A 14,908-nucleotide genomic window follows, 5' to 3' on the forward strand; every position below is an offset into this window, starting at 1 on the left:
CCGTCTATCACTGCGACACCGATGAGCAATCCCCGCCCCGATCTCGCACCCGGCTCCGGTCTCTCGCGCGAAGAGATGGAGGACCTCCAGCGCGAAATCGCGTCCGTCGCCGTCTTCGACGACGAGTTCGCGTTCGATCCCGACGCGCTCTCGAACCCACTCGCGACGACCGCCAGCACCGGCGATCCGCCGGTCGTCGTCGGCGTCGATCAGTCCTTTCTCACCAACGAGGACGGCGACCAGGACCGTGCACTGAGCGCCGTCGTCGCGATGTGCGGCGGCGAGGTTGTCGAGCGCGTCCACGCGGTGACGCCCCTCGAGATTCCCTACATCCCCGGCCTTCTCTCCTTTCGCGAGGGCGGACCGATCCTCGCGGCGCTCGAGGAGCTGTCAGTCGACCCCGACCTCCTCCTCTTCGACGGCAGCGGTCGGATTCACTTCCGACAGGCCGGTATCGCGACGCACATGGGCGTGGTCCGGGACGTGCCGAGCATCGGGGTCGCGAAGAGCCTGCTCTGTGGAACCCCGCGAGCGGACACCGACGACCTTCCTGAGGGGTCGATGATCCCCATCGAATCGAACTCGAGAGTCGACGCGCCCGACGGCACCCTGATCGGCTACGCCGTCCAAACGCGCCAGTACGACTCGCCGAACCAGTACATCAATCCGCTGTACGTCAGCTCCGGCCACCGCGTCGGGCCCGAAACGGCGGCCGAAATCGTCCTCGAGCTCGCCTCGTCGTACAAACTCCCGGAGCCGGTCCGGTTGGCGGACAAGTACGCGGACGAAGCGAAGAAATCGATCCTCGAATAGACCCCGTTGTTGTCCACCGGCTACAGCTGGCCGTTCAACCGCCAGCGGCGGGTGGGACTGAAAGGGGCCGGACGGGTCGAGGAACCCGGACGAAGCAAGCACTGCACCGAACGGAGTGAGGGAAGCGCGCAGCGAGTCCCGGGACTCGAGCAGTCCGGGGGCTTTCGGGCTGTCTGCTGTCTTGGAACGATCGGTCGAATCAGTCAGATATCACCCGCACCTGAAAATTACGATGAGCGCGACAAACCGTCGATACTTAGGTATCGTCTCTCGAACCGGTCACGTATGGCTACCGCTGAGGACGTCGACGGGACAGACGACGACGGGCCGGACGGAACCGTCGTCGAGGACGACCGGGGTCGCGAGACCGCGGCGACCGACGAGGACCGCTATACGCGCAAGAAATCGGTCCTCATCACCGGCTGCTCCTCGGGTATCGGTCGGGCGACCGCTCGAGCCTTCCTCGCCGAGGACTGGCAGGTCTTCGCGACGGCGCGCAACGTCGACGACATCGACGACCTCGAGGAAGCGGTCTGTGAGACCCTCGCGCTCGACGTCACCGATCCGGAGCAGGTCGCATCCGTCGTCGAGGAGACCGTCGATATCGCGGGATCGATCGACTGCGTCGTCAACAACGCCGGCTACGCCCAGATGGGCCCCCTCGAGGATGTCGCCACGGTCGACCTCCACCGGCAGTTCGACGTCAACGTCTACGGCCCCCACCGGCTCACTCGCGCCGCCCTGCCGCACATGCGCGCCCAGGGAGAGGGGTGTATCGTCAACGTCTCGAGCGTCATCGGCCGGATCTCGATGCCCGGTGCGGGTGCCTACGCCGGCTCGAAACACGCGCTCGAGGCGATGAGCGACGCCCTGCGCGGGGAGGCCGACGAGTTCGGGATCGACGTCGTCGTGATTGAACCCGGGCCGGTCGAGACGAACTTCTCCGATCGGGTCGACGACGAACTCCCGGAAGACGAGCGGACGCCGGCCTACGAGTCGCTGTACGAACTGTACGACGACGCGCAGTTGATCGGCGGCGGGAGCGGCGGCCCCTTCGCCTCCGATCCCGAGGACATCGCCGAAGCGATCCTCGAGTCGGCGACCAGCCCCGATCCACCGGCACGGTATCCGGTCGGGCCGCTGGCGCAGTACGGCCTCTACGCTCGCTATCTGCCCGACCGGCTTCGTGACGCCGTGTACGGCATTCTTCGAAAACTGGCCTGAGTTCCGTTCCGGCGCGCCGCGAACGTCATCGCTCGTCGTCGTAGCGCTCCGCCGCCGACTCGAACCCCAGTTCCGACTGCTCGCGACTCCGGCGTTCCTCGAGCGCCGCGATCGCCGCCGGATCGAGCCCGGCGTCGTCCGTGATCCGTGCCCACGAGTTGTGGACTTTGGCGTGACACCACCGACAGAGGTAGATCGTGATCTCGTGGGAGAGGGTCTCGCCGTTGCGTTCGTACGAGAGATGGTGTTCCTCGAGCAGCGGCCGCTCGTCGTCGTGTGCGATTCGCTTTTCTTCGAGCCCGCAGCGAACGCACTCGCGGTCGCGGTTGCGCGAGCGAAAGTGCGGGCAGTCGGCCCACGACCAGTCCGATTCGGGGTCGACGACAGGACACTCGTACTCCTCATCCGCGCGCTCGCGAGCGAACTCGGGGTCGTGCTCGTAGTAGTCGAAGGCGTACCGGCACTTCCCCTCGCCGGTGAGGTGGTCGCAGACGCCCGCGAACTCGTAGGGGTCGTCGACGCCGACCGAGGTTCCTTGCGGGGTTTTCTCCATGTGCGCGTACAGGCGGGTTACGCGCGAGCCGATGTGAATGCTCTGGCGCGCGTGCTCGAGACGACGGACCGACCGGGCGGTACCGACTCGACGATGAGCCGCGGCGAGAACACTTTTTGTGTGGGGCTTCGCACTCGAGGGCGTGCGACTCGTCCACGATCCGGCTGCCGATAGTCCGTCCGGCGACGGGACCAACCGCGAGACCCTGGCGACGACGGTCGATCTCGCGGATTCGATCGTCAGCCAGACGCGCGGACTCATGTTTCGCCGATCGACCCCGGACGACTACGCGCTGGCCTTTCAGTTCGGTTCGACCAAAACCCGTGACCTCCACATGCTGTTCGTCTTCTTCCCGATCGATGCCGTCTGGATCGTCGACGGCGTCGTCCGGCGCGTCGAGACCCTGCGGCCGTGGCGGGGATTCGCTCGCGAAGAAGCAAATCTGATCGTCGAACTCCCAGCCGGCACCGCAACCGATGTCGAACCCGGCGATCGGCTGGTACTCGAGGCCGAGTAGAACCGAGAGCGACCGGTCGAGCCGCGACCGGCGGATTTAAGTCGGCATGATACGTTAGCCCACAGTACAATGGCACGAGATTCCGTCTCAACGCCGCATTCCGAGGATAGAGGAAGTCGGGGCGACCCGGCTGGATGCGAAATTCTCCGACGAACGTAACCGCAGTACCCGAAACTTACCACTCTTGCCCGTACCTCACTCCCCCGAACAGACGATAGAATCGGACCGTACAGTGCGCCTTCTCGACACGACGCTTCGCGACGGCGAGCAAGCCCCGGGCGTCTCGCTTTCGCCCGACGAGAAAGTTGAGATCGCTCGCTCCCTCGAGCGCGCCGGCGTCTCCGTCATCGAAGCCGGCAGCGCCTGTACCGGTGCGGGTGAGCGTCAGGCAATCTCGCGGGTGACCGACCTCGATCTGGACGCCCGCGTCACGAGCTTCTGTCGCGGGATCACGAACGACGTCGACCTCGCGCTCGAGTGCGACGTCGACGGCGTCCACATCGTCGTCCCCGCAAGCGACCGCCACGTCGAGGGCAAGGTCGGTACTTCTCGCGCGGACAACCTCGAGAAGACCGCCGAACTCGTCGCCTACGCGAAAGACCACGGCCTCTGGGTCGAGGTCATCGGCGAGGACGGCTCCCGGGCCGATCTCGACTACCTCGAGGAACTGGCGGAGGCATCCCTCGAGGCGGGCGCGGATCGCTTTTGCTTCGCAGATACCGTCGGCCACACCGGGCCGGAACATACCCACGAGGCCGTCTCTCGGCTCGCCGAACTCGGGCCCGTCAGCGCTCACACGCACGACGACCTCGGCCTGGGTGTGACCAACGCGCTCGCGGCCGTTTCGGCCGGTGCCGACCTCGTTCACTGCACCGTCAACGGACTGGGCGAGCGCGCCGGCAACGTCGCCCTCGAGGAGGTCGCGATCGCGCTCTCGCACGTGTACGATCTCGAGACGCTCGAACTCGAGGAGCTGTACGACCTCGCACAGATCGTCTCACGGGCGACGGGCGTTCAGCTCCCGCCGAACAAGGCCGTCATCGGCGAGAACGCCTTCACGCACGAAAGCGGCATCCATACCGACGGCACGCTCAAAGACGACAAGATGTACGAGCCCTACGCGCCCGAGACCGTCGGCCGGGAGCGCCGACTCGCACTCGGCAAGCATACCGGTCGCGCAGGTGTCGCGGCGACGCTCGAGGAACACGGCGTCGAGGCCGACGACGACGAGGTCGCCGAAATCGCGACCCGCGTGACAGAACTCGGTGATCGCGGTCGTCGAGTGACGGACGCCGACCTGCTGGCCATCGCCGAGGACGTCACCGGCGAGGACCGCGAGCGCGTCGTCGACCTGCTCGATCTCACCGCCACCAGCGGCGGAGCGGTCCCGACCGCCAGTATCCGACTCGACGTCGACGGTGAGGAGCGCGTCGCCAGCGGCACCGGTTCCGGGCCCGTCGACGCCGCCGTCTCCGCCGTCCGCGAGGCGCTGGGCTCGATGGCCGACGCCGAACTCGAGTCCTATCACGTCGACGCGGTCACGGGCGGCACCGATGCCGTCGTTACCGTCGAGGTGACGATGGCGCGCAACGACCGTTCGGTGACGGTCGCTCGAAGCGAAGCCGACATCACCCGTGCGAGCGTGAAAGCGATGGTTGATGCGCTGGATCGACTGCTTGCGGCCGACCAGCAGCCGCTCGCACTGGCCGACGACTGACCGGGAGCGAGTCGACTGGCGATTGAGCAACTCGTTTTTCACGATTCGGACGGGCAGTTGGAGCGGCGCCGCTTGGCCGATCGCGGTCAGCCTGCCGGAAGGGATCGCTGACGACGTTCCACGAATCGAACAGTGAGACGCCCGCGAGAAATGGGGCAAGGGCGACGACGAACAGGTGAGCGACCTCGGTCGCTGAGGACGGCACACCGAGATTGAGCGTCGTCGCCAGTACGGCCGCGACCCCGATCCAGAGCCGTCCGACGATCAGTCGCTTTCGACGGTCCCTGGTCGATAATTCGGCTCGCATCGCTCAAAATACAGTTGGTTTCGTATATTTTCATGCGGGAACGTACTTCGTACGCTCGGGCCGTCTAAATAGTGGGTGGCTATAACCGTCGGTTTCTCACCGACGGCGATGGGGTAGGTGACTTTTCAGATGGGACTACCTACCGACTGCCTCGGCGACCGTTGCAGGGAGGAAACGGACCGATCGATGTTCGCTGGTGTACAAGTATCAGTAGAATAGTCATAACAAATCCGGGAATTCGTGACGGTATGCTCGTGATGAAGGAAGACAATCAGGAAGATCGATCGGGAAGCGCTATCGGTGAGACGTCGCGTCGTTCGTACGTACGAATGCTCGGTGCCCTGGGTCTCGGTGGCGCTCTTAGCGGTGTCGCCGCGACGAATTCACGGAACACCGGTATCGCCGCGGCCCAGAGTCAGGAGGCCGCGTCGATAGCCGTGAGCGACTCGGGAACGACGGTCGACGACGACGTGTCGCACCTCGATTTCGGAGCGTCGATTTCGGTGACCGGCACCGATACGGACACCGTCACCGTTCGCGGCGAGACAAACCCGAACGTCGTCGACGTCCGCGACGATCTCGGCGTCGAACCCGAGGCGGACGACCTGTGGGGCGCGATCGAAGATCACTACTACTCGTTCGAGCCAACGGAACGAAACCACTGTTACAAGATTCCCGCGGGGACGTGGTACGTCGACACCGACAACGTCCACTTCGACGCCCACGAGTTTCTGGGGATCGTCGGCGAACCGTTCGCCGTCCTCGAAGTGACCGATCAGGATGTCGACCGTCTGATGACCGTTGGAACCATCGACACGTCGCTTCCGAACGCCCAGCGAACGATCCTTCGGAACGTTCAGATCGACATCCGCGGCGAGTACGACACCGGCATCTGTCGCTGGTTCACCTACAGGTACGGCCTCATCGAGAACGTCTCCATGCGCGGGCAGCGCAACAAGCGGGAGCCGACCTACGGTGGCGACCTCCACACGATCATGGTCGACGGGAGGCTACCGACAACGACGAACGTCATCAGAAACTGTCACCTCGTCAACGGTGATACGTACTACGATCGGGACTCCCACTTCGGGTTCGCGATCCCCTTCGCTTCGGAGACCTACAACAGGGGGACGAACCACTGGGAGAGCTGCAAGGCGGCGGGGTACATCTCTCACGGGTTCTACCTCTCGCACGATTCCGGTCGAAACGTTCTCTCCGACTGCCACACGCACAACTGTGCCGCCGCGCACATCCGGCTCGGAACGAACGATTCGGCACGGAACTGCCGGATCTCGATGACCGAACACCCCGGGGTTCCGTGGACTGGCCTCTGGCTTGATGACGGCGGGAACCAACGGATCGACGGACTGAACGTGGCGAACGAGGTCAGGAAGGATACCGAATTGGTTCGGTTGACGCAGGACGGTCCAGCCCGCTTGACGAACGTGTCCCTCACCGACGAGGGAACCGACGGCCGCGCCATTCGTATCGACGACAGCGGCGATGCACAGGCGGTCTTCGATTGCTGTTCGCTGACGGATCGGACGAGCCCGTCGATTTCCGATTACGCGGTCTCCGTCCGATCGTCGCGGGTGACGTTCACCGACTGCGAGTTCGACGTTTCGTCGCAGTCGTCTACCGATCGCCACGGTCTCTTCGTCACCGACGGTGACGGCAGCATCAATCGGATCAGGATCGACGGCTGTTCGATCGATTCCGACGACGCGAGCCTCCGGTTCGCCGAGAGCGGGGCCGATCACTCGGTCGAGAGCTCGTTCTTCGACGGGCTCGTCATGAGCGATCCCGATACGGAACTCTCGAACGTGCTGTGGACGGGGAACCGCCACTACGGCGAAACCGACTTCCGCGGCCAACAGGTGCAGTGGCAGGGCGACTTCAATTTCGGGTACGAGCTCTAGTCCCGCGCTCGCCGACCGTCGGGCATCGCCGCCGACGCGCCGCCCGCGTCCGCTCGGACCTGTCGATCGGTAATCGGGAGGGCACTGCGAGGGAATCGACCCGCTTTTGCGACGCCCCGTCGCACCGACCAGTACGGTCGAATCACCGTGAGAGATCCGCTCGACGGATTTAACTGGAGGATAATAATCCCCCTCGAGTGGCTCCACTCCGGTATGCCTGGAATTACGGTTCTCGGAGAGCCGACTCCCAACGACGTCGTCGACGATGTTCTCGATTCCGTTCGGTTTACCGACGCGTATCAGCGCCACGACGTCCGGACCGATGACTCCATCGTCGCGTACACGAAGTACGACGAGTATCCGGTATCCGTGTTCGAAACGGAGGCGTCGACGGTCGTGCTGGAAGGGTATCTCTACGGTACCGCAGACGTCGACGCGGCGGTCTCGGAAGCCGCGACACTGGTACGGGAAGGCGACACCGAGGCGCTCTCGGAGTGGGTGGCCGCCAGAGACGGCGACTTCCTGCTCCTCGTTATCGACGACGCGGACGGAACGATGTGGGCCGTCAACGACGCGTTCGGACGACTGCCGACCTATCGCGCGACGATCGACGGGACGACGGTCGTCACGCGCGAGCTCAAGGTCGTTCGGGAACTGGGGCGGGCACTCGGCGACGAACTCGAGCCCGACCCGATCGCCCTCGGGCAGTTGCTGCTCCTCGGCTATCCGCTCGGGACGCGAACGCTGTACGCGGGCGTCGAACGGCTTCCGCCGGGATCGCTGTTCGAGGTCGGCGCGGAGTCGGTGACGTCGACACACGAGTTCGAGTTCAACGTCCACGCGAACGGGAATCGAAGCGTCAAGGCGAACGCCCGACGGCTCCGGGACCAATTCGTCGAAGCGTGTGAAAACCGCGCCAGCGTCTCCGAGGAAACACTCATCTCCCTCAGCGGTGGCCTCGACTCGCGGGCGGCGATCGCCGGGTACACTCGCGTCGATGGGACACTGACGGCCGCGACATCGATGCGAGCCGACGGCGCGAACACCGCCGAAGTCAACGTTGCACGACAGGTGGCGAACGCGCTCGACGTTCCCTGGGAGTCGTACGTCGTCGACAGGACCGATCACCACCGCGAAGCGCTGCTCGACATGACGCAGGGAATGAACAACTTGAGCATGTCCCTGGGTCTCAACTTCGCCGAACAGGTGTCGGTGGACCATCCCCGCGCCACGTTCATCACTGGTGACGGCGGCGACAAGGCGTTTCCCGACCTGACACCGTCGAAAGACGTCGATTCGATCGACGAACTCGTGGACGCGGTTCTCGACTATCAGCAGGTGTACTCGCTCGAGGACGTGGCTTCCCTCATCGACGCCGATCCGGATACGCTCCGCGCGTCGATCCGGGACAGACTCGTCTCGTATCCCGAATCCGACCACGACGGGAAGTTCGTTCACTTCCTCGTTCGCGAGCGCGGGTTCAACTACCTCAACACCGGCGAAGACCGGACGCGATACTACATGTGGTCGACGACGCCGTTTTACTCCCTCCCGTTTTTCACCGAGGCGATGGCGTGTCCGCCCGAACAGAAGCGGCGGACGAACCTCTACCGGGAGTTCCTCGCCGCGCTCGATCCGAACACCCTCGACGTCGAGTACGTCGATTACGGCGCGCCAATCAATTCCCTCGAGTACCGCGTCAAACACGCCGGCTACGAGTGGCTGTCCGAGCACCCCGAACTCAAGAAACGGGTCTTCCAGATGCTGGGGCGAGGCGGCGGCTCGTCCGGACAACCACCGACTGCCCTCGTCGACGCGACGAGCAAACCCGACGAGTTGGCCAGCCCGTTCTCGAGCGAGGCGGTCCGGCGAATCACCTGGTCGCAGGGCGGCTACAACACCCACCAGCAGTATCTCCTGCTGACGCTCGTCGCGGCCCTCTCTCAGGACGCTGCCAAGCCCGAGTCAGCAGTCGCCGATCGCGAGTGGTCCAGTCCCGCGACGATCAACCAGTCGTAACGCCACCTGCCTCCCGTCTGCCGGCGAGGCTCGATAGCTGTACGATCGACGCCGACGGCGCGAGCCTCCGGTTCGCCGAGAGCGGTGCGGACCACTCCGTCGAAAGCTCGTTCTTCGGGGGTGTCGTGATGAGCGACCTCGAGACGACGCTCTCGTCGGTGCTGTGGGTCGGCAATCGGCACTACGGTGAAACCGACTTCGGCGGCCGGCGGGAGGGATGGCAAGGCGACTTCACCGTCGGATTTGACGTGTGAACAACTCGTTCGACTTGCTTCCGGTACGCGTCGTTCGCTCCGTGAGGATGGGGGCCTGCCCACGGCGTTAGTGTGACGAATTCGACTCTTCTCCTACGCCCAAGTCCACGTCTCGGTCGACGATGCTGACGGTTTCGTCGTCGAGGGCCTTCTGTCGCACGTTGAGCATGTCGACTTCCTCGTAGGACGTCGGCCCGGGAACCTGATGGGCGTTCGGTCCTGGCTGTTTTCCGAGGTAGGTGACGTTCGGATTCGTCCCGATGTCCGCGAGGAGTTCGAACTCCTCCTCGGGGGCGTCGATGTAGTCCTCGAACCGTTCCTGCGCGACGTCCTCATTGGTGGAGACCTCGACGTCTTCGGACGGCCCCTCGAACTGATCGACCGTGAGACCGAGTCTGCGAAGGGTCTCCTCGCTGGTGAGATCGAGCCCGTGATCCTGAAGGATCCCCACGACGTCGAGGATCGTTTGCTCTTGCTCCGGGAGGGTATCGCCCGGCGGTGCCTCCTCCTCGTACTCCACGTTCGTAAGCTGGACCGCGACTGCGAGGGCGATCGATTCCTCGGTGAGGCCGTCGACGGCCTCGGTGACCGCGTCTAGGTTCGAGTCCACTCCCTCGAGCATCCCCGGGAGTTCGTCGGGCGACGGAAGCCCCGTACTCACCCGGATTAGCGTTCGCGCTCTGGCGGGATTGTCCTGGTAGCGCTCCGGATCGCTATTCGGATTGTTCTTGTCGCCAAACTGGATAACGCTCGGTGGGCAGGCCGACTCGCACGCGGTCGTCCCGACCAGTTCCTCGCCCTGATTGCCGTCCTGCCGAGCCGGATCAAAGACGCACTTCGACATGACGCCGCGGGGAGCGCGCCGGCTGACGGGCCGGTCGCGGTAATCGTAGATACCTTCCTCGCTGAGTTCCTCCCGTTCCACGTCAGGTTCCCCCCACTGGAAGTAGTTGACGCCGTACGGACAGGCGACCTGACAGTACCGACAGCCGATGCAGACCTCGTAGTCGGTCAGTACCAGCCCGCCCCTATCGCGGGTGTGACGGGCCGTCGTCGGACACACCTTCTCGCAGGGTGCGTCGGTACAGTGTTGACACGGCCGGACAAGGAAGTTGAAATCGTGGACGCTCTCGTAATTGTCGGGTTCGGGCGACTCGACGTTACCGTCCTCGAAGGCGAGGACGTACATCCAGTTCGCCCCCTCGTCCCACTGGTGCTCCGCGTTACAGGCGGTCACGCAGGAGAGACAGCCGTCGCAGTGCTCGAGGTCGATCGTCATCCCCCACTGCGTCGCGTCCTCGTCAGGATGTACTTCCCCCGGATCTTCGACGGCCGGTTCCTCCGGCTCTTGCTGGTCGACCGCACCCCACCCGAGAGTGGCGAACCCTGCACCGGCAGCCCCCTTCTTGAGTACCTCGCGACGGGACTCGTCGCCGGTAAGCGACGAAAGCAGCGATCCCGTCTCTCCGTCGTCGACGTCGTCCGGGCTGGCGATCGGTCGCCCGTCTTCGCCGAACTCCTCCATCACGTCGTCGTGATAGCGCTCGTGGAACTCCTCCTCCGAGAGTTCCCCTTTCGTAACCCGCATGGCGTCCTTCCCCATCTCCATCCCGAGTTCCGTGTCGTACTCGGTGTCGTCGAGCACGTCCTCGAGGTCGTCCTGCCACGCCTCGCCGAGCGGATGAAACGTCTCGTCGCTCGTGGCTGTCTCATCGGTCGGTTCGTCGGAACTCATCGCACCCACCTCGTCGGAACGGCCTGCACTATAGTTACGTACATTGGTGGCTTGTGACACGGAATATACGACCAGAATTTGCATAGTGGACCCCCTTGCGAATGATGGGGTTTCGGTCGGTTTGACGTGTCAGGAAGCCATCGAGCGACTGCAACAGACCCAATTACAGCTCGCACGTCTCGGTTCCGACCACCAGTGCATCGAACCCGACTGGTTGCTCATGCTCCTCGAGGCGGTATCGCTCGAGGATGACCGGACTCGTATACGCATCGCTCACAGTCATACGCCGCTACGCGGCGCTCATCAGTTTGTTGCTGCAAAAGCGCCGAGAGGGAGATTTGAACCACGCCAAGACGTTCTTGCTTGCTCCCGTTGGTCGCTGCGCGAGCTGCGACTTGTCTCGTTCAAATCTCCGTGTGGGTTTCACGACGACGGACGAGCCGCTCCGCTCACCGTCTGACGTCGCGGAAAAGCGCCGAGAGGGAGATTCGAACCACGGTCGTTCCGCGTTGCTTCACTCCCTGATTCAAATCTCCGTGTAGGTTTCACGACGATGGACGGTTCGCTCCGCTCACCGTCGTTGTCGTCGTGAAAACGCCGAGAGGGAGATTTGAACCACGGTCGTTCCGCGTTGCTTCACTCCCTGATTCAAATCTCCCGTTTACCACTTTGCAGCAACGGAAGTTAATTCGCGCCGCTACGCGGCGCTCATCGGTTTGTTGCTGCAAAAGCGCCGAGAGGGAGATTTGAACTCCCGAGTCCGTGAGGACAGTAGATTTCGAATCTACCGCCTTGGCCGGGCTAGGCTATCTCGGCTCACTACTTCCTACTCGAGAGACGTTTTTACCCGTTTCGATCCGTGACGCCCCCTGTGATTGATTCACGTCCGAGAAATGAGCTGGAACCGATCGGCTCGATCAGCCGGTGTTCTTCATTCCGGCCGCGATCCCTTTGACCGTCAGCCGCAACGTCCGTTCCTCGATGTCCGTTCGATGGGTTCGGTCGAGCAAGTAGATCTGTAGCATGTTCAGCGGATCCACGTAGGGATTTCGGCGCTCGAGGTTCTCCCCGAGCCAGTCGCGGGTGTGTAGCTGATCGCGCCGCCCGATTTCCGTGATGTAGTCGGCGGCCCGCTCGTACTCGTCGGTCACGCGCGGGAAGAACCGATCGCGAAGCGTCGGCTCAGCCATCTCAGCGTAGCGCTCGGCGATCTCGAGTTCGGTTCGGGACAGCGAGAGCGCCGCGTTGTCGAGCGTCGTTCGGAAGAACGGCCACTCCTCGTACATCGTCTGGAGGGTTTCCATCGACCCGCCGTCGTCGAGATAGGCCTCGACGCCGCTCGCGATCGCGTACCAGCCCGGCAGGATACACCGCGACTGCGTCCACGAGAACACCCACGGGATCGCGCGCAGGTCCTCGACAGTGCGCTCGCCCGATCGGGAGGCCGGACGGGAACCCAAATCGAGATCCTCGATGACCGTGATCGGCGTCGCCTGTTCGAAGTACCGGACAAAGCCCTCGCTCTCGAGGAGATCACGGTACTCCCGTCGAGCGGCGTCTGCCATCGTCTCCATCGCCTCGACCCACTCGTCACGAACTTCCTCCTCCGGTTGATCCAGCGCCCCCTTGCGCGCCCGGAGCTGGGCATTGAGCATCTGTTCGATGTTTCGCTCGGCGATACGCGGGTTGGCGTACTTCTCGGCGATGGCCTCGCCCTGTTCGGTAAACTTGACCTGTCCGGTCACGGTCGAGTTCGGCAGCGCGAGCAGCGCCTCGTTCATCGGGCCGCCGCCCCGGGAAATCGAGCCGCCACGGCCGTGGAACAGCCGCATCGTCACGTCGTGATCGTCACAGATCTCGCCGAGCCGGCGTTGGTTCTTGTACAGCGACCAGTTCGCCGCCAGAAATCCGTTCTCCTTGTTCGAGTCCGAGTAGCCGAGCATGATCTCCTGCGTGTGGCCCCGCGCCTCGAGGACCTGCGAATACGCGTCGTTCTCGAACAGCGAGCCCATGATCCGCCGGGCACCCGAGAGGGCGTACTCGGTCTCGAGTAACGGTACGATGTCGATCCCGGCGTGTTCGGGCAGGGCGATGACGTCGGCCTGATCGGCCAGGAAGAGCACCTCGAGGACGTGGCTGGGTTCCTCGGTCATCGAGATGGCGTAGGTGTCGATGGCGTGGCTGCCGTACTCGGTCTGCCAGTCGGCGAGGCTGTCGAACAGCTCGAGGACGCGCACCGAGTCGTCCGAGAGTTCCGCGGTGTCGCCGAGGTCGATCACCGACTCGTCCTGCAAAACGGCGTCGGTCAGGAACTCGACGCGGTCGGCTTCCGAGAGCTCGTGGTAGTCGATCCCCTCGGTCTCGAGCGCCTCGGCGATGGCGTCAGTGTGTTTTTGTTGGTGTTCTCTGAGGTCGAGACTCGCGAGCGAGAAGCCGAAGGTGGCGACCTGCCGGCGGATCGGGTCGACGTGCGCGTCGACGACGCTCTCGGCCCCGTTGTTGCGAAGGCTCTTCGAGATGACCTCGAGGTCCGCGAGGAGGTCGTCGACCTCGTCGTAGCCCCCCGGCCGAACGTCGCCGACGCGGCGGAGTCGCTCGCGCATGAGCTTGAGCTTCTGGCGGTAGGGTTCGCCGGGATAGCGCTCCTCGGCGGTACGGGCGCTGCCGGGGAGGCGCTCGCGATCGCGCTCGAGGGTGGCCTGGAACTCCGAGCCGGCGTCGATCCGACTGCCGTCCTGACTCAGGACGCCCGAGAGCCGTTTGAGCTGCTCGCGATACTGCTCGAGAACGACCGATCGCTGGCGCTCTAAGGTGTTCGCGGTCACCTCGGGAGTCACGTACGGGTTGCCGTCGCGGTCGCTGCCCGCCCACGAGCGGAACTCAAAGAGCTTCGGGATCTCGAGGTTCCCGGGGACCTCCTCGTCGATCGCGTCGTCGAGTTCGTCGTACACCTCGCCGACCACGTCGAACAGCGTGTTCTCGAGATACCACTGGACGTTGCGCGCCTCGTCCTCGGGTTCGGGCTGGCGATTGCGCACCTGCGGGGTCTGCCAGAGGCTCGTCACCTCGGCGTCTACATCCCGCCAGAGCTGTCCCGTTTCCTTGTCGGTCAACAGTCGTTCGTCCAGCGTCTCGAGGGACGTCGAGATCTCTCGCAGTTTGGACTTGACGGTCTTGCGCCGGGCTTCGGTCGGATGAGCGGTGAACGTCGGCTCGATCAACACGTCGTCCAAGATCTGCTTGACGGTCTCGACGTCCGCCTCGCCGAGTTCTTCGGCCGCGGTCTCGAGGCTGTCGTCGAGGGTTCCCTCCTGAGAGGCCGTGCGGATCGTTCGGACCCGCTCGCGCTCCTCGGCGAGGTTGATCAACTCGAAGTAGGTCGTGAACGCGCGGGCGACGATCCGTTGCTGGTGTGGCGACAAGTTCTCGAGTTCCGTCACGAGCGGCTCGCGGGACTCGAGCTCTCCCGCCCGGTAATCGATAGCCGCCCGCCGACACGACTCGACCGTTTCGAACGACCTGCGAGACGTCTGGTCCTCGAGAACGTCTCCGAGTAGCGCGCCGAGTTCGCGGACGTCTTGTCTGACGTCCCTGTTGTGAAGTCGCATATCGTGTGGATGTGCGTGACGTGGTAAAAACCCCTTGCAGGTACGCTGGTCCGCTCATACATCGTTTTCCGTGATAGTTACTGGGGCCGGTATTCGACCGTTGGATACCCGCTGTCGATCTGTCCGCACAGCGGTCTGTTGGCTAACAGTATCGCCACCACTGGGATAAAATTCACTATAGTTGTAAACAATTCTCGCCACAGTCAGACTGCGGAGAGAATATACTCACGGGAGTGGCATTC

General features: G+C 63.9%; 10 protein-coding genes and 1 tRNA gene. 7 read left to right on the top strand and 4 right to left on the bottom strand.

The genetic code is table 11. The features are described from left to right. Positions 1-21 precede the first annotated feature (21 nt). Both ACEWFR_RS01125 and ACEWFR_RS01130 read left to right on the top strand, forming a co-directional pair. A complete protein-coding gene (locus ACEWFR_RS01125) occupies positions 22-813 on the top strand; it encodes an endonuclease V (RefSeq protein ID WP_374059316.1) in 792 nt (263 codons plus the stop codon). Between the two features lie 285 nt (positions 814-1,098). Beyond that, on the top strand, positions 1,099-2,037 hold the full coding sequence (locus ACEWFR_RS01130) for an SDR family oxidoreductase (protein WP_374059317.1): 939 nt from the start codon (positions 1,099-1,101) through the stop codon (positions 2,035-2,037). 25 nt (positions 2,038-2,062) lie between these two features. Here ACEWFR_RS01130 and ACEWFR_RS01135 read toward each other — a convergent pair whose 3' ends face one another. Next, complete coding sequence (locus ACEWFR_RS01135) at positions 2,063-2,590, bottom strand: hypothetical protein (RefSeq protein ID WP_374059318.1); 528 nt, start codon at positions 2,588-2,590, stop codon at positions 2,063-2,065. Between the two features lie 142 nt (positions 2,591-2,732). Between ACEWFR_RS01135 and ACEWFR_RS01140 the strand changes: the two genes are divergently transcribed. From ACEWFR_RS01140 to ACEWFR_RS01160, 5 genes are all read left to right on the top strand, one after another. After that, entirely contained in the window at positions 2,733-3,107 is a 375-nt protein-coding gene (locus ACEWFR_RS01140; RefSeq protein ID WP_374059608.1) for a DUF192 domain-containing protein, read from the top strand. Between the two features lie 184 nt (positions 3,108-3,291). Beyond that, positions 3,292-4,824, top strand: a complete 1,533-nt coding sequence (locus ACEWFR_RS01145; RefSeq protein WP_374059319.1) for a (R)-citramalate synthase — start codon at positions 3,292-3,294, stop codon at positions 4,822-4,824. Between the two features lie 555 nt (positions 4,825-5,379). Continuing rightward, on the top strand, positions 5,380-7,050 hold the full coding sequence (locus tag ACEWFR_RS01150) for a hypothetical protein (protein WP_374059320.1): 1,671 nt from the start codon (positions 5,380-5,382) through the stop codon (positions 7,048-7,050). A 213-nt stretch (positions 7,051-7,263) separates the two neighbouring features. Beyond that, positions 7,264-9,069, top strand: a complete 1,806-nt coding sequence (locus tag ACEWFR_RS01155; protein ID WP_374059321.1) for an asparagine synthase-related protein — start codon at positions 7,264-7,266, stop codon at positions 9,067-9,069. A 128-nt stretch (positions 9,070-9,197) separates the two neighbouring features. Beyond that, the gene (locus tag ACEWFR_RS01160; protein ID WP_374059322.1) at positions 9,198-9,323 is read left to right on the top strand and encodes a hypothetical protein; all 126 of its coding nucleotides are present in this window, start codon (positions 9,198-9,200) and stop codon (positions 9,321-9,323) included. Between the two features lie 67 nt (positions 9,324-9,390). Here the strand turns inward: ACEWFR_RS01160 and ACEWFR_RS01165 are convergent, their stop codons facing one another. From ACEWFR_RS01165 to ppc, 3 genes are all read right to left on the bottom strand, one after another. Continuing rightward, positions 9,391-11,058, bottom strand: coding sequence for a 4Fe-4S ferredoxin N-terminal domain-containing protein (locus ACEWFR_RS01165; RefSeq protein WP_374059323.1), 1,668 nt, complete (start codon positions 11,056-11,058; stop codon positions 9,391-9,393). A gap of 731 nt (positions 11,059-11,789) precedes the next feature. After that, positions 11,790-11,874, bottom strand: a tRNA-Ser gene (locus tag ACEWFR_RS01170). Between the two features lie 101 nt (positions 11,875-11,975). Continuing rightward, positions 11,976-14,666, bottom strand: a complete 2,691-nt coding sequence (gene ppc / locus ACEWFR_RS01175) for a phosphoenolpyruvate carboxylase (RefSeq protein ID WP_374059324.1) — start codon at positions 14,664-14,666, stop codon at positions 11,976-11,978. Positions 14,667-14,908 lie beyond the last annotated feature (242 nt).

This window comes from Natrinema sp. H-ect4, from assembly GCF_041894845.1.
GTDB lineage: Archaea > Halobacteriota > Halobacteria > Halobacteriales > Natrialbaceae > Natrinema.